Origin of the sequence: Streptomyces omiyaensis (assembly GCF_014650895.1) — a bacterium.
Classification (GTDB): Bacteria; Actinomycetota; Actinomycetes; order Streptomycetales; family Streptomycetaceae; genus Streptomyces; species Streptomyces omiyaensis.
The window spans coordinates 1-20,251 of record NZ_BMVV01000035.1; the positions used below are offsets into that span (position 1 = coordinate 1).

The 20,251-nt window shown below is 71.1% G+C and carries 15 protein-coding genes and 2 pseudogenes; 8 read left to right on the forward strand and 9 right to left on the reverse strand.

From position 1 onward, the window contains the following. Together IE287_RS34235 and IE287_RS34240 are read left to right on the forward strand one after the other, a co-directional pair. A pseudogene (locus IE287_RS34235) lies at positions 1-272 on the forward strand (sugar ABC transporter substrate-binding protein); the annotation flags it as partial. A 140-nt stretch (positions 273-412) separates the two neighbouring features. Further along, positions 413-2,164, forward strand: coding sequence for a glycoside hydrolase family 35 protein (locus IE287_RS34240; protein ID WP_189853182.1), 1,752 nt, complete (start codon positions 413-415; stop codon positions 2,162-2,164). A gap of 496 nt (positions 2,165-2,660) precedes the next feature. Here the strand turns inward: IE287_RS34240 and IE287_RS34245 are convergent, their stop codons facing one another. The 4 genes from IE287_RS34245 to IE287_RS34260 form a co-directional block, all read right to left on the reverse strand. Then, on the reverse strand, positions 2,661-3,689 hold the full coding sequence (locus IE287_RS34245) for an ABC transporter permease (RefSeq protein ID WP_189853183.1): 1,029 nt from the start codon (positions 3,687-3,689) through the stop codon (positions 2,661-2,663). Next, positions 3,686-5,290 carry a sugar ABC transporter ATP-binding protein gene (locus IE287_RS34250; protein WP_189853185.1) on the reverse strand — a complete coding sequence of 535 codons (1,605 nt, stop codon included), beginning with the start codon at positions 5,288-5,290 and terminating at the stop codon, positions 3,686-3,688. The genes IE287_RS34245 and IE287_RS34250 overlap by 4 nt, the downstream gene beginning before the upstream one ends. Positions 5,291-5,374: 84 nt before the next feature. Beyond that, positions 5,375-6,430: a substrate-binding domain-containing protein gene (locus IE287_RS34255; protein ID WP_189853186.1), complete on the reverse strand. Its 1,056-nt coding sequence runs from the start codon at positions 6,428-6,430 to the stop codon at positions 5,375-5,377. Positions 6,431-6,891: 461 nt separating this feature from the next. After that, complete coding sequence (locus IE287_RS34260; protein ID WP_189853187.1) at positions 6,892-8,151, reverse strand: ROK family protein; 1,260 nt, start codon at positions 8,149-8,151, stop codon at positions 6,892-6,894. A gap of 122 nt (positions 8,152-8,273) precedes the next feature. Between IE287_RS34260 and IE287_RS34265 the strand changes: the two genes are divergently transcribed. Genes IE287_RS34265 through dgoD form a run of 5 tightly spaced genes read left to right on the forward strand, consistent with a single transcriptional unit; the run spans position 8,274 to position 12,708 of the window. Then, positions 8,274-9,194 (forward strand): SMP-30/gluconolactonase/LRE family protein, encoded by a 921-nt coding sequence (locus IE287_RS34265; protein ID WP_189853189.1) that lies wholly within the window; start codon positions 8,274-8,276, stop codon positions 9,192-9,194. Then, a complete protein-coding gene (locus IE287_RS34270) occupies positions 9,191-9,829 on the forward strand; it encodes a bifunctional 4-hydroxy-2-oxoglutarate aldolase/2-dehydro-3-deoxy-phosphogluconate aldolase (RefSeq protein WP_189853191.1) in 639 nt (212 codons plus the stop codon). The genes IE287_RS34265 and IE287_RS34270 overlap by 4 nt, the downstream gene beginning before the upstream one ends. Further along, positions 9,826-10,767 carry a sugar kinase gene (locus IE287_RS34275; RefSeq protein WP_189853192.1) on the forward strand — a complete coding sequence of 314 codons (942 nt, stop codon included), beginning with the start codon at positions 9,826-9,828 and terminating at the stop codon, positions 10,765-10,767. Before IE287_RS34270 ends, IE287_RS34275 begins: the two co-directional genes overlap by 4 nt. Positions 10,768-10,813: 46 nt before the next feature. Continuing rightward, positions 10,814-11,566, forward strand: a complete 753-nt coding sequence (locus tag IE287_RS34280; protein ID WP_189853194.1) for an SDR family NAD(P)-dependent oxidoreductase — start codon at positions 10,814-10,816, stop codon at positions 11,564-11,566. Continuing rightward, on the forward strand, positions 11,563-12,708 hold the full coding sequence (gene dgoD, locus IE287_RS34285) for a galactonate dehydratase (protein WP_189853196.1): 1,146 nt from the start codon (positions 11,563-11,565) through the stop codon (positions 12,706-12,708). Before IE287_RS34280 ends, dgoD begins: the two co-directional genes overlap by 4 nt. 164 nt (positions 12,709-12,872) lie before the next feature. Here the strand turns inward: dgoD and IE287_RS39565 are convergent. Together IE287_RS39565 and IE287_RS34295 are read right to left on the reverse strand one after the other, a co-directional pair. Then, positions 12,873-13,292, reverse strand: a pseudogene (locus IE287_RS39565) (tyrosine-type recombinase/integrase); the annotation flags it as partial. A gap of 387 nt (positions 13,293-13,679) precedes the next feature. Then, the gene (locus IE287_RS34295) at positions 13,680-14,915 is read right to left on the reverse strand and encodes a PucR family transcriptional regulator (protein WP_189853199.1); all 1,236 of its coding nucleotides are present in this window, start codon (positions 14,913-14,915) and stop codon (positions 13,680-13,682) included. 324 nt (positions 14,916-15,239) lie between these two features. Between IE287_RS34295 and IE287_RS34300 the strand changes: the two genes are divergently transcribed. Further along, positions 15,240-15,848 carry a helix-turn-helix domain-containing protein gene (locus IE287_RS34300; RefSeq protein WP_189853201.1) on the forward strand — a complete coding sequence of 203 codons (609 nt, stop codon included), beginning with the start codon at positions 15,240-15,242 and terminating at the stop codon, positions 15,846-15,848. 134 nt (positions 15,849-15,982) lie between these two features. Here the strand turns inward: IE287_RS34300 and IE287_RS34305 are convergent, their stop codons facing one another. The 3 genes from IE287_RS34305 to IE287_RS34315 form a co-directional block, all read right to left on the reverse strand. Beyond that, a complete protein-coding gene (locus IE287_RS34305; protein ID WP_189853203.1) occupies positions 15,983-17,347 on the reverse strand; it encodes an NAD(P)/FAD-dependent oxidoreductase in 1,365 nt (454 codons plus the stop codon). Positions 17,348-17,397: 50 nt separating this feature from the next. Further along, entirely contained in the window at positions 17,398-18,396 is a 999-nt protein-coding gene (locus IE287_RS34310) for a dihydrodipicolinate reductase (RefSeq protein ID WP_229883919.1), read from the reverse strand. Between the two features lie 267 nt (positions 18,397-18,663). Continuing rightward, a complete protein-coding gene (locus IE287_RS34315) occupies positions 18,664-20,112 on the reverse strand; it encodes an APC family permease (protein WP_189853204.1) in 1,449 nt (482 codons plus the stop codon). Between the last annotated feature and the right edge of the window lie 139 nt (positions 20,113-20,251).

A 20,251-nucleotide genomic window follows, 5' to 3' on the forward strand; every position in this document is an offset into this window, starting at 1 on the left:
CCACCCGCGCCGACCTCGAATCCCAGGCCTTCCTCGACAAGCCCTTCCCCTACTTCGGCGGCCAGCAGGCCAACCGGATCTTCGCCGAATCCGCCCGCAACGTCGGCGAGGACTGGTCCTACCTGCCGTTCCAGGTCTACGCGAACTCGATCTTCAACGACACCGTCGGCAAGGCGTACGTCTCTCCGACGAAGCTCGACGACGGACTGAAGGCCTGGCAGGACGCCAGCGTGAAGTACGGCAACGACCAGGGCTTCACCGTCAACAAGTAGGCCTCACCACCCCGGGGCGGAGCCCAGGCGCTCCGCCCCGCGAGCCTCCGGGAAGGGCTTGCCACACCTCTCATGTTTGCGTAAACATAAGAGGTGACGCCTCGACCCCACACGCCTTCACTTACAGGAGCAAGCAGCGCATGCCCCTTCTCCAGACAGACCAGACCGGATTCCTACTCGACGGAAAGCCCTTCCGTTTCCTGTCCGGCGGGCTGCACTACTTCCGGGTCCACCCCGAGCAGTGGCAGGACCGGCTCCGCAAGGCCCGGCTCATGGGCCTCAACACCGTCGAGACCTACGTCCCCTGGAACCTCCACCAGCCGCGCCCCGACCGCTTCGTCCTCGACGGCGGGCTCGACCTCCCCCGCTTCCTCGACCTCGCCGCCGCCGAGGGCCTGCACGTGCTGCTGCGCCCGGGCCCGTACATCTGCGCGGAATGGGAGGGCGGCGGTCTGCCCTCGTGGCTGCTCACCGAGCCGGACATACGGTTGCGTTCCCGCGACCCGCGGTTCCTGGCGGCGGTGGACGACTTCTTCCGCCGCCTGCTCACCCCGCTCCGGCCGTACCTCGCCTCCCGGGGCGGCCCGGTCCTGGCCGTGCAGGTGGAGAACGAGTACGGAGCGTACGGCGACGACAGCGCCTACATGGAGCACATCGCCGACTCCTTGCGCGCCTGCGGCGTCGACGTCCCGCTCTTCACCTGCGACCAGCCGGTCGACCTGGAGCGGGGCGCCCTGCCCGGCGTCCTCGCCACCGCCAACTTCGGCAGCCGCTCGGCCCACCACCTGGCCGCCCTGCGCGCGCAGCGCCCCGAAGGGCCGCTGATGACCACGGAGTTCTGGATCGGATGGTTCGACCGCTGGGGCGCCCGGCACGTCGTCCGCGACGCCGACGACGCCGCACGCGAGCTCGACGAGGTCCTCGCCGCCGGGGCGTCGGTGAACTTCTACATGTTCCACGGCGGCACCAACTTCGGCTTCACCAACGGCGCCAACGACAAGCACACCTACCGCCCCACCGTCACCTCCTACGACTACGACGCGCCGCTCGACGAGGCCGGGGACCCGACGGAGAAGTACACGGCCTTCCGCGACGTCATCGCCAAGTACGCGCCCGTTCCGGACGCCCCCGTACCCGCTCTGGGCGCCAAACTGTCGCTCCCCGCGGTCGCGTTGACGCAGAGCGCCGAGCTGCTCCCGAGCGCGGATGCCCTGACCTCACGGATCGCATCGCGCCGGCCGCTGACCATGGAAGAGCTGGAGCAGGACTTCGGCTTCGTCCTGTACGAGACCACCGTGCCCGTGCGCGGCCCCGCCCTGCTGGAGATCGAGCACGTCCGCGACCGCGCCCAGGTGTTCGTCGACGGGCAACCCGTGGGCGTCCTGGAGCGCGAGAACCACGAGCACTCCCTGGCCTTCACGGCCCCGCGGGCGGGCAGCGTGCTCTCGATCCTGGTGGAGAACCAGGGCCGGGTGAACTACGGCCAGGGCATCCACGACCGCAAGGGACTGCTCGGCTCGGTCCTGGTCGACGGCGTCGAACCGTCGGCGTGGACGAACCGGCCGCTGCCGCTCGCCACGCTGGAGGACGTCCCCTTCGCGGCGACCACGACGACCCCCGTGGGCCCGGCCTTCCACCGGGGAACCTTCGACGTCACCGACCCGGCCGACACCTACCTGCACCTCGACGGATGGACCAAGGGCAACGCCTGGGTCAACGGCTTCCCGCTGGGCCGGTACTGGTCCCGCGGCCCGCAGAAGTCGCTGTACGTCCCCGCTCCCGTCCTGCGCGCCGGTACGAACGAGATCGTCGTTTTGGAGCTCCACGCCGGCCCCCGGAGCCGTACCGTCGACTTCCGCGCGACGCCCGACCTCGGGCCGACCGAGGAGTAGACCGCCAGAACCGCCCGGCGCCGCCGGGATCGGGCCCGTCCCCCGCGCGCCCGATCCCGGCGCCTCTCCACCCCAGCCCTCCCGGCTTCCGGGAGGGCTTTCGCCGTTTCACCAGGCCGCCCGCCGGGCGCACGCGTACGGTGGGCGGCCGCGACCGGCTATACCGGGGGGGGACGCCCTCCTCGGAGGACCCCCATGTCCGAGTACGCCATCGGGGACGGCGGTCGGCGGGCTCCCCTCACTCGGGTGACCGCGACAATCGCAGGCCGGTGGCGACGGGGGCCGGCGACGTCACCCGGGCAGCCCGGAGACCGCGTGGCCCCTCCTCCGCGCCGATGCGCGGCCGGAGCCGCGGGTTCGGATGTACGACGTGTCCACCACGCCCTTCGCCTCCGCCACCGGCCCCGCCCTTCCGTCTCCTCAACGCCGCGAGGCCCGCTCCCATCGAGGGAGCGGGCCTCGTCCGGGCGCGGACGCACCGGTGTGGCGGGACGGGTCAGTGCGGGAGGCCGACCGCCCGTTCGCCGTTGCGGCGCTGCTGGATCACCACGGCGGCCACGAGCAGGGCGCCCTGAGCGACGTTCTGCCAGAAGGTGTTGATGCCCTCGACCGTGAGACCGTTCTCCAGGGCGCCCAGGAGGGCGACGGCGAGGAGGGTACCGCCGACGCCTCCCTTGCCGCCCTTGAGGGCGCAGCCGCCGAGGGCGGCCGCGGTGATGGCCTTGAGTTCGAGGCCCTCGCTGCCGGAGACGGGCTGCCCGGAGCCGGTGCGGGCGGTGAGCAGGATGCCCGCGACGGCGGCGACGACGCCGATGAGGGCGTACACCGCGACGAGGTACTTGTTGATGTTGATGCCGGCCAGGCGTGCGGCGGTGTCGTTGCCGCCGATCGCGTAGAGGTTGCGGCCGATGTCGGTGTATTTGAGCATCACGTGCACGGCGATCGCGACGACGATGAGGATCCAGACCATGACGGGCAGTCCGGCGATCTTGCCGCGGCCGAGGAAGACGAAGACCGGGTCGTTGAGGACGTACCCCTGGGCACGGCCGTCGGACAGGAGCTGGGCGAGGCCCTTGTAGGCGGCGAGTCCCGCGAGGGTGGCGATGGTCGGGTTGACGCGGCCGTAGACGATGACGAGGCCGTTGAGGGCGCCCACCAGGACGCCGACGCCGACGGCGGCGAGCATGCCGACGAAGGCGCTGGAACCGGTGCTGGTGAAGACCATGGCGCTGACGACCGAGGCGACGCCGACCTGGGAGCCGACGGAGATGTCCAGGCCGCCGCAGATGATGACCACGGTCTGCACGATGGCGAGGAGGCCGGTGATGGTGGCGGCCTCGGCGATCACCTGGAGGTTCGAGAGGCTGAGGTAGTTCTCGTTGAGGGCGCCGAACAGGCCGAGGACGACGACGAGCGCACCGATCAGGCTGAGGTTCTGCCCGCCGAGGGCGGCCAGCGGGGAGCGCTTGCGCGCCGCCGGCGGAGCCTTCTCGGCCTCGGCAGGGGAGGTGGTGGCGGTGGTCATCGGGGGCCTCCATGGGTGGAGTCGGTACGGGGCCGGGCGGCGGCCGGGGTGGGGGCGGGGTCGAGGGGCGCGAGGTCGTCGGCCATGGCGAGGTTGAGGATCGCTTCCTCGGTGGCCTCGGCGCGGCCGAGTTCGCCGGTGACGCGGCCGCCCTGCATCACCACGATCCGGTCGGCGAGACCGAGCACCTCGGGGAGCTCGGAGGAGATCACGAGGAGGGCGACACCGTCCCGGGCGAGGTCGGCGATGATCCGGTAGATCTCCGCCTTGGCACCGATGTCGATGCCGCGGGTCGGCTCGTCGAGGATCAGGACCTTCGGCCGGCGCAGCAGCCACCGGGCGAGGACGACCTTCTGCTGGTTGCCGCCGGACAGTTTGCGGACCTCGTGCTCGATGGACGGGGTGCGCACCCTGAGCCGGTCGGAGAAGTCCTGGGCGGCGGCCTGCTCCTGGCCGCGGCGGACGAAACGCATCCGGCGCAGGCGTTCCAGGCTGACCAGGGAGGTGTTGTCGCGGATGGACCGGTGCAGGAAGAGCGCCTGAGCCTTGCGCTCCTCCGGGGCCAGGCCGATGCCCGCCCGAATGGCGTCCTTCGGGCTGCGCAGCCGCAGCGGACGGCCGTTCAGGGTGATCCGGCCGGAGCGCAGGGGGCGGTCGCCGGCGAGGGCGAGCCCCAGCTCCGAACGGCCGGCGCCCATCAGGCCGGCGAGGGCGACGACTTCTCCGGCCCTGATCCGGAGGCTGATGTCGGTGACGTCGTCGGTGGTGACGCCGTCCAGTTCCAGGACGACGTCGTCGCGGGCGACGTCCTGGCGCACGAAGAGCGAGGAGAGGTCGCGGCCGACCATCATCCGCACGACTTCGCCCTCGGTGGTCGCGGCGGCGTCGAGAACGCCGGCGGAGGTGCCGTCGCGGAGCACGGCGATGCGGTCCGCGAGCCGGAAGATCTCCTTCATGCGGTGGGAGACATAGATGATCGCGATGCCCTGGGCGCGCAGCCGGTCGATGAGGGCGAACAGCGCCTCGGCCTCGTTCTCCGCGAGCGAGGAGGTCGGCTCGTCGAAGGCGATGACCTTCGCGTCGCCGGTGAGGGCGCGCAGGATCTCCACCAACTGCCTCTGTGCGGGTGTCAGTTCGGACCCGAGCTGGTTGGGGTCGATGACCTTCTCGAAGCCGAGCCGTGCCAGGTCCGAGGTGATCCTGCGGTGCAGTTCGGCGCGGTCGAGGCGTCGGCCGGCCTTGCGGGGCAGTGATCCGGCGTAGACGTTCTCCGCCACGGAGACGTGCGGGATGATCTCCGGCTCCTGCGGGATGATGCGGATCCCGGCCCGGCGGGCGTCGTGCGGCGAGGCGAAGGAGACCGGCGCGCCGGCGAGGAGGAGGCGCCCTTCGGTGGGCTGGTGGTCGCCTGTGAGGATCTTCAGCAACGTGGACTTGCCGGCGCCGTTCTCGCCCATGAGGGCGGTGACCTGCCCGGGAGGGAAGGTGAGGGTGACGCCGCTCAGGGCCTGGACGGCACCGAAGCGCTTGGTGATGTTCTCGACGGCGACACCGACACCTGGGGTCGCCTGTGTGGGGGGTGGGGTGCCGGGTGTGGTCATGCTGGCCTCACGTGCTGGAGGGACGGGGAGGGGCCGGTGCGGCGGGCGGGGGCTGTGCGCCGCACCGGCGTCGGGGGGCGGCGCTCAGCCGCAGGTGACTCCGGCGGACTTCCAGGTGGCGGCGTCGACCATGGTGGTCGGGGCGAATGCCTCCTTCGGGAACTCCTTGCCGTTCTTGAGCTTGTCGTACATGGTCTGCACGGCCAGGGCGCCGACGTCCTCGCCGTTGATGAACAGGGCGGCCCTCATGCCGGACGGCTTGCCCGAGCTCCAGTTCTTGCAGGCGAGGTAGGCGCCGAGGCCCACGCCGATGACGTCGTCGGCCTTGAAGCCGGCGTTCTCCAGCGCGGTCACCCCGCCTTGGACGTTCTCGTCGTTGCAGCCCCAGACCACCCAGTGCTTGACGTCCGGGTTGGCGGTGACGGTGGCCGCGATCTTGTCCTGCGCGCCGGTGGGGCTGTTGTCCGTGGGGACGTCGATGTTCTGCACCTTGGCGCCGGCCCCGGCGGCGAAAGCGTCCTTGGCCGCCTTGACGCGGTCGGTGCAGACGGTCACGTCCTGCTTCCAGGCGGAGATGGTGCGGGTCTCCGCCGGGTTCCAGCCGGCCTTCTTGAACTCGGCGGCGGCGCGCTTGCCGACCTCGCCGCCCATCTGGGCACCGCTGAAGCCGATCCGGGGGACGAGGGCGTCGGGGGGACACGAGGACGGGTCCGGTCCGGTCGTGCAGATCTGGTCGTCGGAGGTGAGCAGGGCAACCTTGGCATCCTTGGCGATCTGGGCGACCTGGGGGCCGACGGCCGGGTCGGGGACGACGACGATGAGGCCGTTGCTCTTCTGCGAGATCGCCGACTGCGCCTCGCTGATGGTCTTGTTGGCGTCGGTACCGAGGTTGACGACCTTCAGGTCGATACCGAGTTCGTCCGCCTTGGCCTTGGCGCCGGCCGCCTCTCCGACGAAGTACTCCTGGTCGCCCTGCTTCTGGAGGTACGTCAGCGATATCTTGCCGTCGACCTTGGCGACGTCTCCGCCGCCCCCCGAACCCGACGCCTGCTGGCCACTGGAGCAGGAGGCAAGCGCAAGGACGGTGGCCAGCCCCAGTGCGGTCGCCGCGATCGGGCGCCGGTGGTATTCCGTGAACATGTCATTCCCCTTGCCTGGCGGCCGCGCGCGGCCGACCGATGCGGCGTGGATCAGGTGGTGTCGCAGAGGTCGCCGCGAGGAGAAGGGAACGACGGTTCCGGTCTGGGCGGACGGCCATGCGAGTGAGCGACTGGGGCACTTCAGAAACGTTGAAGTCACCGCAGCGCACCATTAATCAACTAGACACACCACAGAAAAGCGCCGACCTCACCAAAAGTCAACATGCGAGTCCAGGCCCCCCGGATCGATACTGCTCCGTTACCAGGGCCGACATGGGGGGCAACGGCACGCCACCGCCCGCTTGCTCAGCGGCTCAGGGCGCACTGCGTTCACCATGAAGATGTTGAAATTTGTTTGTTCGGCCTCTCGGGGCGGGACGGGCCTCGCCCCTCAAGCCGAAGGCTGGGGCACGCCCCACCGGCGCCGGGCGACGTCGGCGAGAGTGGACGGGAGCCTGCCCGTCACCCGCGCCCCTCGGCGCGGGCTTTGACCCCACGCGTACGGCTCACCGGGCCGAAGACCTCACGGTCGTTGAGGAAACCCTCGAAGGCCAGGGCGGCCGCGCCCCGGCTCACCGCGTCGTGCGGCAACGAGCTGAGCCGAAGCGTGACGGCGCGGAGGGGCTGGGCGAGGGTGTGGCCGGCCAGAGCCGCCCTCGTCTCGGCGAGGAGACGTTCGCCGAGGTGCGCGGCCACCTGGTCGCCGAGGACGAGGGTCTCGGGGTTGAGGAGGTTCACCAGGTTGCCGAGTGCCGCCCCCAGATAGGCGGCGGTCCGCCTGATCACCGCGAGAGCGATCGGATCACTCTCGGCCGCCCTGGCGGCGAGGCCGGTGAGCAGCGACGCCGCGGCGCCGTCGGCCTGGGCGAGCAGGGGGTCGTCGGGGGCCAGCGCACGGAGGGTCTCGGCGATGCCCGCGGTCCCCACGTACGCCTCGACGCAGCCGAGGTTTCCGCAGCGGCACCGTCGGCCCTCGAAGACCAGGCAGCTGTGCCCCCACTCTCCCGCGCTGTTCGTGGCACCGCGGTAGAGCGTGCCGTCCAGGGCGAGACCGGCCCCGACTCCGGAGCGGAGCATGACGACGACGAGGTTGTCGACGTCCCGCCCGGCACCGAACCACATCTCGGCGAGGGCACTGGCCTTGAGCGGGTTGTCCAGGTGGACCGGGAGCTCGAGGCGTTCGGCCAGACGGTCCCGCATCGGCACGTCCCGCCAGGCCCAGTAGGGGGAGTAGGTCGAGACCCCTCGCTCCCGCTCGACGAGCCCGGGGAGACTGATGCCGGCCCCCAGGACACGGGAGCGGGGGGACTCCGCTGCGGCGAGGACGGCGCCCGCGCCCGCCTCGATCAGATCGGCGATCTGATCGGGGGTCACGTCCTCGGGGGTGACGGGCCTTTCGTCGACGGCCATCTTCCCTAGCGCCAGGTCGAACAGCTCGGTGCGGACGGAGGTCTCTCCGACGTCCACGCCGATGAGGGTGCCCCGTTCCGCGTTGAGGGTGAGCAGCGCACGCGGGCGGCCACCGCCGGACTGTGCGTGTCCCGCCTCGACCAGTACGCCCTCGCCGATCAGCTCGGAGGTGAGATTGGAGACGGTCGCGAACGAGAGTGCCGTCTCGGAGGCCAGGTCCTGCCGCGTCCGAGGCCCGCTGGAGGCGTGGAACCGGCGCAGCACCTCGAATCGGTTGAGGCGTCTGATGTCCTGAGCACTGCGGTTGGCCACGACCCGCCCTCTCCGGGGCCACGCCCTCGTGGCCTTCCTCCAACGGTTGCACAATGTACTCCATCCACTATTTACAACAGTTAGAGGAACCGTTAGCTTTCCCAGCGGAAGGGACTCCTCACATGCACCGAACAACAGCCCTGCCCTGTGCCCCCGCCCCCGGACGGCTTTCCGAGGGCCCGGTCTGGGACCACCGCTCGCAAGAACTCCTCTGGGTCGACATCACCGCCGGACTCGTCCACCGCGGGGTCCTCACGCAGCGGGGCGACGACAGCGGTCTGCCGGACATCGCCGTCCGCGACTCCCTCGACCTCGGCGTCACCGTGGGCGCCGTCCTTCCCTCCTGGAACGGCACGCTGCTCGCCCCGGCCGGCACCTCGATCCTCGGCGTGGGGCCGAAGGGGACCGCGACGATCGCCACGCTGCCGGAACGCACCGACCACGTCCGGCGGCGGTTCAACGACGCCGCCTGCGACCCCTTGGGCCGGCTCTTCGCCGGAACCATGGCGCTGAGCACCGATCCCGGCGCGGGGACGCTCTACCGCCTCGACCGGACCGGACTCACTCCCGTCGTCGACCCGGTCACGATCTCCAACGGTCTGGGGTGGAGCCCCGACGGCCGGCTCCTCTACTACGCCGACAGCCCCACCCGCCGGGTGGACGTGTACGACTACGACCTCGTCACGGGCACCCCCTCGAACCGCCGGCCCTTCGCACGTCTCGACCGCGGTGTGCCCGACGGGCTGACCGTCGACGCCCGCGGGAACGTCTGGGTGGCGGTCTGGGGTGCCGGCGAGGTCCGTGCCTTCGCCCCGGACGGGGCCCTCCTCACGGTGGTCGAGGTCCCCACCTCGCACGTCTCCAGCTGCGCCTTCGCCGGACCCGCGCTGGACATCCTCGTGATCACCACCGCGCGGGAGGAACTCGCTCCGGACCAACTGCGCACGCAGCGGGACGCCGGACGCCTCTTCGTCTGCCGGCCCGGCGCCGTCGGCCAGACCCCGCACCTGTACGAAGACCTCACGACGGAGCACACCCCATGACCTCGCTCACGACCGCCCTCGCCGCGACTCCCGTGGTGGCGATCCTCCGATCCGGTTCCGCCGCCCGCTTCCCGGAAGTCGCCGAAGTCCTGTGCGCGCAAGGCGTGCGGGCCATCGAGTTCACCCTCACGACCCCGGGGGTCCTGGACGTGTTGAGGGAGTTCGCCCAGGACCTCCCCGACGGCCTCGCCCTGGGGGCCGGCACGGTCACCACGCCCCGGCAGGCCGAGCAGGCCGTCGCCGCCGGCGCCCGCTATCTCATCACCCCCGCCGTCTCCGCCGACGTCATCAGGGAGGCCCGCCACCTCGGAGTACCGGTCCTCCCGGGAGCCGTCACCCCGACCGAGATACTCGGGGCCTGGCAGGAAGGCGCCACGATGGTCAAGCTCTTCCCGGCCTCCTTCACCGGCGGTCCCGCGTACGTCCGCGCTCTTCGGGCTCCTCTGCCCCACGTGCCCCTCGTGCCCACCGGGGGCATATCGGTCGAGGAGGCGGCTGCCTACATCGCGGCCGGTGCCCAGGCCGTCGGCATGGGCAGCCCCCTCGTGGGCGACGCGTGCGAGGGCGGCGACCTCGGCGCCCTCCGCGAGCGCGCCGCCCGCCTCGTCTCGTCCCTCGCGGGAGCCCGGCGATGACCGACCTCGTGACCCTGGGAGAGGCGATGCTCGCCGTCTCCCTCAGTGAAGCGGGTCCCCTCTTCCCCGGAGCGACCGCTCGCCTGTCGTTCGCCGGAGCCGAGGCGACCGTGGCCATCGGAGTCTGCCGCCAGGGCCACCGCGCCGCCTGGACCGGCGTCGTCGGCGCGGACGCGGCGGGGACGATGATCCTCACCGCCCTGCGCGCCGAGGGCGTCGACGCCACCCACGTGCGCGTCGACCCCTCCTTGCCCACCGGCCTGATGCTCCGCCAGCGCCGTACCTCCGACCGCATCCTGGCCGCCTACTACCGCAAGGGACAGGCCGGAGCCGGCCTGAGCCCCGAGGACGTCGACCCGGACCTCATCGCCGGCGCCCATATCCTGCACGTCACCGGCATCACGCCGGCGTTGGGACCCGGCCCGCTGGAAGCGGTCCGCCACGCCGTGGCCGTCGCCCGGACCGCGGGGACGACCGTCTCGCTGGACGTCAACTACCGCAGCACGCTGTGGTCTCCCGCAGAGGCCACGGCGGTCCTCCGGCCGCTCGCCCAGGAGGCGGACATCGTCTTCGCCGGTCTCGACGAGGCCGGGCTGCTGGTGGAGGCGACGGGCGCCGCCCACACCGCCCGAGCGCTCGCGGAGCTCGGCCCACGGCAGTGCGTGATCAAGCTCGGCGCCGACGGCGCCCTCGCCCTCGTCGACGACGAGGTCTTCGTCCAGGCAGCCGTCCCGGTCACAGCCGTGGACCCCATCGGAGCGGGTGACTCCTTCGTCGCCGGCTACCTGTCGGGTCTCCTGGACGGCGCCGCCCCTGCCGAGAGGCTGCGTACCGCCGCGATCTGCGGCGCGTTCTCCGTGTCCGTGCCCGGCGACTGGGAGGGACTGCCCCGCCGCGCGGAGGGCTCTCTCCTCACGGGAGACGACATCCGGCGCTGACGGTGTCATCCGTCCGCCCCGGTCCAGAACAAGAAGGGACCATTCCATGCAACGCTTCGCTGGCACCACCGCGGTCGTGACCGGCGCCGCCTCCGGCATCGGCGCGGCCAGCGCGCGCCGACTGGCCTCCGAGGGCGCCACGGTCGTCCTGGCCGACATCGCCGACGACGCCGGAGAAAGAGTCGCCGACGGCATCCGCCGGTCCGGTGGCTCCGCCCTCTACGTCCACTGCGACGTCTCCTCGGAGACGGACTGGCTCCGGCTGCGCGAGCGGACCCGGGCCGTCCCCGGCCCGGTCGGCATCCTGCACAGCAACGCCTTCATGCACCGTGACGCCGCGGCACAGGATCTGGACGCCTACGGGTGGGACCGCGAACTCGCCGTCAACCTGAAGGCGCTGTTCCTCGCCGTCCGCACCTTCCTGGACGACCTGCGCGAGACGAACGGCGCGTTCGTCGCCACGTCCAGCGTGCACGCCCATTTCGGTCTGCCCGGCTATCCCGCCTACGCGGCGTCCAAGGGCGGGGCGTGCGCGCTGATGCGCCAGCTCGCCGTCGAGTACGGCCCCGACGTCCGCTTCAACTCCGTCCTTCCCGGCCCGATCCTCACCGAGGTGTGGGACACCGTGTCCGAGGAGGACCGACGGCTCTCCGCGGACGCCACCGCGCTGCGCCGTCTCGGCGCCGCGGACGAGGTCGCCTCTGCGGTGGCCTTCCTCGCGTCGTCGGACGCCGCCTACATCACCGGTACCGAACTCGTCGTCGACGGCGGCTGGTCGGTCAAGAAGGAGTCGAAGTGAAGATCACCTCCCTGCGCACCTACCTCGTCGCCCCCCGCTGGTGCTTCCTGCGGATCGACACCGACGAGGGGATCACCGGCTGGGGCGAACCCGTCGTCGAGGGCCGCGCCCACACCGTCGCCGCCGCCGTCGACGAACTCTCCGACTACCTGATCGGACAGGACCCGATGCGGATCGAGGACCACTGGCAGGTCCTCACCAAGGGCGGCTTCTACCGGGGCGGACCGGTCCTCTCCAGCGCCGTCGCCGGCATCGACCAGGCCCTGTGGGACATCAAGGGCAAGGCGCTCGGCGTCCCCGTCTGGGACCTCCTCGGCGGACCCGTCCGCGACCGGGTCCGCGTCTACAGCTGGATCGGCGGCGACCGCCCCGAGGACGTCGTGGAGCAGGCGCTCGCCCGGAAGGCCGAGGGCTTCACCGCGATCAAGATGAACGCCTCGCCGCAGCTGGAGTTCATCGACACCCCCGCGGCCGTGCACGGCATCGTCGAACGGGTCGCGAGCATCCGGGAGGCGGTGGGCGACTCCTTCGACATCGCCGTCGACTTCCACGGCCGCCTCACCCTCCCGATGGCCCGCCGGATCCTGCCGCTCCTGGAGCCGTACCTGCCCTTCTTCGTGGAGGAACCGGTCGTCCCGGAGATGAGCGACCACATCGGCGAGGTCGTCCGCTCCACCTCGATCCCCGTCGCCACCGGCGAACGCCTCTACTCCCGCTGGGACTTCAAGAAGGTCCTCGGCCAGGGCATCGCCGTCGCCCAGCCCGACCTCTCGCACGCGGGCGGCATCTCCGAGACCCGCCGGATCGCCGCGATGGCGGAGGCGTACGACGTCTCCCTCGCCCCACACTGCCCGCTCGGCCCCATCGCCCTCGCCTCCTGCCTCCAGGTCGGCTTCGCCACGCCCAACCTGCTCATCCAGGAGCAGAGCCTCGGCATCCACTACAACACCGGCTCCGACCTCCTCGACTACCTCGTCGACCCCTCCGTCTTCCGCTACGAGGACGGGCACGTCGCCCTCCTCACCGCACCCGGCCTCGGCATCGAGGTCGACGCGAAGGCCGTGGAGCGGGCAGCCGAGACCGGCCACCGCTGGCGCAACCCGGTCTGGCGTCACAAGGACGGCTCCTTCGCGGAGTGGTGACGAAGACTCGCGAAAAGCTCCGTTCGTCGGCAACAGGGCCTTCAAGCCGCCGGTGCCCCTACCGGCGGCACCGCGGCCCCCTACCAGCCACACAACGGAGACCGCTCATGGACCGTTCTCACGCTACGCAGATGCCTCCCCCTATGGCTCTCCCCGCGGCGCAATCAGGCTGCTTCCCAGAGGCCGGCGTCGAGGATCCGGGCGGCCTTGGTGATGCTGCCCGGCATCAGGTGCCGGTAGGTCAGGTTCGTCTCCTCGACGGACTCGTGCCCCGCCCACTCCGCCACGTCGGTGATGGGGATGCCGTTCCCGAGGGCGTTCGAGGCGAAGTGGTGCCGGAAGCCCTACGTCCCCACCCCCTCCTCCGGCGGGAGGTCCGCGAAGAGCCTCCTCACCCGACGCCGCTCCATGCCCTCGGTGAAGTAGCCGCCGGGGCCGCGCAGCAGGTAGCCGTCCTTCGTGGTTGCGTGCTTCTCCGCGTACCGCTCGATCGTCTCCCGCACCGATCGCGGCAACGGCACCTCCCGGCACTCCCCCGCCTTGCGGTGCTTCAGCTTCGCCGGCCTCAACGTGTTCGAATGAAGAGAGTGCATAGCGCGGTGAACTCCTCTGAGACGACTCCCTGCCTGCTTCGTGCAGGTCAAGGGCGGTTCCGACTGCACACCGGGACGCACCGAACGATCTTTGTGAGGAACGTCGCTCCGGTCAGGCGATACGGTCCCCCACCTGTGCTTTCGCGCCGTCATCGGCGGCCGCTCGGGCAATTCCGAGGGAACGCACTGCGGCCCATGCCGACTCACCTGATGAGCCATCAACCGAGCGAGCTCCTCTGCCTGTCTCCACCCCGTAGACCTGTCGGACACCGATTTCGCGCCATTCGGCGCAAAACGACCCCTTGGCCCGTCGACCGGTCCAGGGCCGCCCCTTGGCGACGCCCGGCAGATGCCGACCGCGGTCCGTGCCTCGTGAGCTCAGCTCGGGGCGATCGTCACGATGTCAGGGGCGATGTCCAGCACCAGGAGCGCCGCCGCCACATGGGTCGGGTTGTCCTCCACCTTGACGGCCGAGAGTTCGTTGGCGCGTGAGACGCGCCGTTCGACGGTGTTGCGGTGCGCGTAGAGGTCGGCGGCCGCCCGGGTGGTGCTGAAGCCGCACTGCACGTAGGTGAGCAGTGCCTGCCGCAGGGCTGTGTCGGCTTCGGCCAACGGCCCGAGGGTGTTGACGACGAACCGGCGTGCGCCGGGCCGGTCCTTCGTGAGCGCGTCGATCAGCTCGACGTCGGCGTAGGCGGTGAACCGCCGCTCGGACCCCAGCCGAATCACCAGCGCCTGGGCCGCGAGGGCGTCCTGGTGGCTGGAGCGGAATCCTTCGAGTCCGCGCCCCGACCTCCCCACCGCCGCGCGCACTTCGTCGGTCGCCGCGAGGTCCTTCTCGACATGGTGAAGGTCCGGGACGGCTTCCCCCGAGAGCCAGATCCACCGCGACGTGGCGCTGGCGCGCGCCACCAAAGCGCTTCGGCCTCCGGCGGAACAGCGCACGGCGGCGATCGCCTCGTCCAGGGCGTCGGCCTCCTGGGGATCGTCGACCCAGAGGACGAGGCCCACGTGCCACCGCGCCATCCGGTAGCGCAGGCGTCCTTCGGCGAGGTCCTCCGCCATCGGCGCCCCACTGGCGATCAGCTGGATCAGTGCGATCCCCTCGGCATCCGTGTTTCCCATCGCCGCGGCGAGGCCGGCCTGCCGCAGGGCCGCGACGGAGTCGAGGGCGTACTGCACCAGCGACTGCGCCGTCACGTCCAGGACCCCCACGAGAAGATCGGGGTCCGCGCAGTCCGCCACGCATTCCTCCAGCCATCGCCGCCAGCCGATCCCCAGGGCCACGCGCCAGGCACCGGCGAAGTCGGGCGCGATGCCCCGGGAGACGAGGTCGTTGATGTACGCCGTGGTCCTCGGGCTGACGTAGGGCTCCACCCTCCGCCCCGGTTGCTGGACGTTCGCGGTCAGCCATTGGACCACCTCGGAGCGGTTGAGCGCGCGATCCTCCTCGACCAGTGAGGCGTCCGCGAGGAGAGCGGGATCGTTCTGGGCGACGAGAGAGGGCCTTGCGAAGGCGTCGATCAGGGCGTCCGTCTCCGTCAGCAGGCGCTGGCACAGGGACCTGATCGCATCGGCGACCTCACGCGAGGGCGGGGGCCACAGCTCTTCCATGTTCTCAGTGTCCCTCTGCTCTCGGGGAGGCGAGGCTCCCGACATGCCGTGTTCCAGACCGATGAAGGGCTCGTCGGCGGCCTGGCCGACGGCGAAGGCGTCGCCTGCCCCCGACCGCTGTTTACTCCCACTAAACGGCGGCAGGTTTACCACGCCCTCGACGGCGCCACAAGGGGCTGGACGCCCCCCTCCCCCTCTGCGAGGGCGCACCGACCGCCCCTGGGGCGCATGCCTTAGCCTCGTGCCACGGAGAGGACTCGTCCGGGTCGGCCCGTCACCTGACAGGCACACGACCTCGGCCTCGGGACGGGCGGTGAGCACACCATGTCCATCGGTGACGACGGGACAGCAGAAGGAGCGGAACGCGGCGCCGCCGCCCTCGAAGCGTCCACGGGTGCGCGGCTGCGGAAGATCAGGCTCGACCGCGGCCTGTCGTTGACGGAGGTCGCGCACCGGGCAGAGGTCACCAAGGGCTTTCTGAGCCAGTTGGAGCGTGGGCTCACCAGCGTGTCCGTCCCGACGTTGCTGCGCGTCTGCGAGGTGCTGCGGATCGGGGTCGGGGAGCTTTTCGCGTACCCCGAAGAGCACGTCGTGGACGGTGGGAACCGGATCGACATGGGCGGTGAGGGCGTGGCCGAGTACCTGCTCACGCCCGCCGGCACCACGGCGTTCCAGGTCTTCCGTTCCGTGATCGAGCCGGGCGGGGGCACCGGAGGGCCCTATCGGCTCGACACCGCCACGGTCTTCGCGATGGGGCTGAGCGGCTCGACCCGTCTGATCGTCGGGGGCGAGACCCGGATGCTGTCGGCGGGGGTGTCCACGTCGTTCTCCGGGCAGACGCTTCACCAGTTCGACAATCCGGGTCGGACGGTGAGCGAGGTCCTCTGGGTCCTGTCGCCTCCCCTGCCGCGCGCCGCGCGAGGGCCCGCCTAGATCCTGTCGTCGCATGCCGGGCCCGCGTCGGGGGTGGTGCGGGGGCGGCGGCCGTTTCGCAGGACCCGGCGGTCTCGTCGTCACGGGTGGCGATCTCGCGCCGCGCCGTCACGGAGCAGGCGTCGCCCGAACCCTCAGGAACCCTCGCGCCTGCCACGGCGGAGCGCCCGCCGGGCCCGTGTCCTGCTGCCGTTGAAGAAGTCGTTGAACCGGTCCAGCCCCCAGACGGCCCGGAGGACGAACGGCCGCAACAGCAGCGACATCGACGACGAGTACTTCGAGGCGTCCGACCAGATGCCGGCGAGGTCGTCCGACATCTCGCCGTCGACGATGTAGTCGGCGAGCTGATGGGTCACGTACGGCACCTGGCAGAGGCCGTGGCCGTTGCAGGCCATCGCGTAGAAGACGTTGTCACCCACCTGCCCGGCGACCGACAGCCAGTCCGGGCTGATGCCGATCCAACCGCCCCAGGCCCGCTCGATGGCCACGTCGGACAGCGACGGGAACCGGTTGGCCAGGTCCTTCCCCATGTCCCGCACGACAGCGGGATCCGGGACCCGGTCCGGGAGCGGGTAGGTCTGGCCTCGCTGCGCTTTGCGGACCCCGCAGACGATGGTGTTGCGCTCGGTGAGCCGGTAGTGGGTCATCAACTGGTGCTGGGTGATGATGCCGGACCGACTGGTCCAGCCGAGCGCGGCGAGCCGCTCCGGCGCGATGGGTTCCGACTCGATCTCGATGACGTACAGCGGCGTCGCGAGGTTCTTGGGCGTGATGTCCCACTCGCCGCCGTAGACGCTGGTCGCGAGCAGCACCTTGCCGGCCCGCACGGTGCCGTGCGGTGTCGTGATCTCGACGGTGCCGCCCGTGCGCCGGACATCGCTCACCCGCGTCCGCTCGAAGACCTTGGCCGGGGACGCGAGCAGTGCGCGGCGCACACCACGGGCGAGCTTGCCCGGGTTCAGCATCCCGCCGATGGATTCCCGCATCCCGCCCACGAAGCCGGCGGGGAGGCCGAGCTCCTCTCTGCTGCCGACGGTCCCGCCCCCACCGAAGGCGCGCAGGATCGCCGCCTGGGTACGCACCCTGAGCATCATGAGGGGGGAGACCGCACCCCACACCAGGCCGTTCGCCACGTAGTCGCAGTCGATGTCGTGCCTCTTGATGAGGTCTTCCACGTAGCGGCCCGCGTGCTCCGCCAGTCTGGCCATGACCGGCATCTTCTTCGGGGACTGGAGGCTGAGCATCCGCAGGTCGCCGCCCGGCGCCCCGGCGATCTGACCGCCGTTGCGCGAGGCCGAGCCGTAGCCGCAGAACTCGGCCTCCAGCAGGACGACGTCCTGGTCGCGCTCCGCGAGGCGCAGCGCGGCCGCCATGCCACCCATGCCGCCGCCGATGACGGCGATGTCACAGGTGAGGTCGCCGTCCAGCGCGGGCTGCACGTCGTCCGGCGGGTCGATCCAGCCGGTGAAGCCGGTGTACTTCGTGCTGTCGGTCCTCATGCTGTCCCGATCTCCTTCCAGGTGGGGCGTCCGCCCCACTTCGTGCTCTCTCAGTCCTGAGAAGTCGTGGCCCCGAGTGAGGCCCGGTCCGCTCGCCGCTCTCCCTTGGCCGCGACCGAACGGACGGGCAGGTCCCCCATCGTCAGGAGACCGGGACGCGCCTCGACGACCGCGGTGGAGGCGTTGACCGCCGCCGCGACGGTGCTGAGGAAGGAATCGAAGCCCACGGAGGAACGGAGGTCGACGACCTGCTCCTCTCCGACGATCCGGTAGTCGTCGCCCGCGGCCACCTCGTCGGCCGGCTCGAAGAACCCGAACGTGATCTCCAGATCGATCACCACCTCGCCCTTGAGCACGCCCCGGGCGGCGTGGGTGACCGCCGCGATCTGCCCCGGTTCGATGCGCAGGTGGTCCCCTACGCGCGGCGAAGTCGTCACGACAGCGGGTTCGACCTCTCCCACGTCCACCGAGTCGAGATCCCATCCGAGCCCTGCCGCGAGCGCCCCGATGGCCTGCTCGAAGCCGTGGTGCCCGACGACCTCGCCCCGGCTGCGAGCCGTCGCGAACTCGCGCATGGTCAGACCGAGGCCGAACTTCGACAGGATCGCGCCGTAGCGTGACATGTTCGTCCGCCGGCGGATCCGCACGCTCTCCACGCGCTGGGTCAGTGCGGTCAGGAGGAGAGGAAGGGTGTCCATCAGGACGCCCGGGTTCGCCCCGCTGCCCAGGACGGTCACACCGTGCGCCTTCGCCGTGTCGTCGAGCCGCCGGGCCAGACCGGGGTGGCTCCGCCATGGATGGGCCAGCTCTTCGCAGATGCTCAGGACGTTGTACGAACGTTCCAGCAGCGGCAGCAGGACGTCGGCCGCCCTGTGCAGATCCGAGACGGTCGCCACGATCGCGAGGTCGGCGGCGGGCAGCTCGGCCGGGTCGCTCACGACGACGACACCGTTCGCGACGCCGCCGAGGAGCACTCCGAGGTCCTGACCGACCACGCGGGGGTGCCGGTCCGCCGCTCCCACGATCTCCACGTCCGCGCGTCGCAGCAAGGAAGAGGCGATGGCCCGGCCAGTGGCACCGAGCCCCACCACGACAGTCCGATTCTTCAACGTCACTCCCTCGGGCGCCTCGGTCGGCCCGCCCGCGACACGGTGCTCGGTGAAACCGGACTTCGCCGGTGGCGGTTGCCTGGTACCCCACTGTCACGGGCCACGGCCGTGGTGAGAACGACACTGGGCACCGGCTTCCTCCGGGGGCGGTGCACGGTGCACAGACCGGCCGCGCCCTTGCGGCTCATGAGCTGACCGGCACGTCGCTCAGAGGCGCTCGTAGACATCCGGTCGGCGCGCGCGCAGGACGAGGGCCTGCACCGCGCCGGCCACGGCCGAGAGGGCGACGAGGCCGCCGATCACCCAGGCACCCGTGGTGGTGCCGACAAGAAGCGGGAAGTTGGCGACCATCATGCAGACCACGCAGGCCAGGCCGAGGAAGGCGACGGCCGGGGCCACGACCGTCCGCCACACCGACGGCCGCCCGTCGGTGCGCCGGAAGAAGCCGACGACGGCGAGGCTGGTGGCCGCCATCAGCAGGACGATGCCGAGCGTGGCGGCGCCGGAGAACCAGGCGTAGAGGTCCCCGATCGGGTCGAGGCCGAGCGAGGCGACGACGAGCGTGGTGACGAACGCGACCGCCGAGGCGACGGCCGAGGACGCCGACGGTGCGCGGTGCCGGGGGTGGACGACGCTCAGCGACGCCGGAAGCGCGCCGGCCCGGGACAGCGCGAACTGGTAGCGCGTCACGACGTTGTGAAAGGCCAGTACGCAAGCGAACTGGCTGGTGATCAGCAGGAGTTGCATGGCGTCGGCCCAGACGGACCCCACGTAGCTCCGCGTCAGCGTGAGGACCAGGCCCTCGGGGTCGGCCTGCGCGGCTCCGACCACCGAGTCGACGCCGGCCCCCACCACGATCGCCCACACGGTGAACGAGTAGAAGGCTCCGATCACCAGGATCGCGATGTACGTCGCCCGCGGGACCGTGACGTCGGGGTCCTTCGCCTCGTGGCGGAACACGGCCGTCGCCTCGAAGCCGATGAACCCGAAGAGGGCGAACATGACGCCGAGGCCCAGGGAGCCGGTGCCCACGATCGAGGGCGACACCGGCTCGGCCGTCAGTCCGTGGGCGCCGCCGTGGCCCACGATGCCGAGGTCCAGGACCAGGAGCAGCAGGGATTCCAGCACCAGCACGGCACCGAGCACCTTGGCGCTCAGTTCGATGTCGCGGTAGCCCAGGAAGGCGATGACGCCCAGCGAGACGAGCGCCCAGGCCCACCACGGGGAGCCGACGTCGGCGTACCGCTCGATGACGTTGCTCGCGGCGACCCCGACATAGGCGTTCACCCCGACGAGAAGCAGCGTGTAGGAGAAGAGTGCGAGGGTCGCTGCCGAGAGGCCGGGTATGCGGCCGAGCCCCGCCTGGACGTAGGCGTAGAAGGCGCCCGCGTCGCGTACCCGTCCGGCCATCAGTGTGAAGCCGACCGCGAAGACCAGCAGAAGCACGGTGGACAGCGCGAAGTACAGCGGCATCCCCGGGCTGCCGCTCACGGCGAGGGCGAGCGGCACCCCGCCGGCCACGAGGCCGAGCGGTGCCGCCGCGGCGACGACCATGAAAACGATCTGCGACACGCCGAGCCCACGGTGGAGCGGGTTGCCCGATCCCGCTTCACCGCCGGGTGCTTCGGCGTGCCCTGTCTTGGAGAGGTCGGTCATCGCGATCACCTTTCGGCTCACGGGCCGGTACCGGCTCGTCATGGGTGGGTGAAGGAGTGCGTGGAGCGGTACGCCTGCGCGAACGAACGGGTGCGGGTCCCTCGCGGTGGCTGGGCCGGGGCGGCAGGAGGTGGCTCCT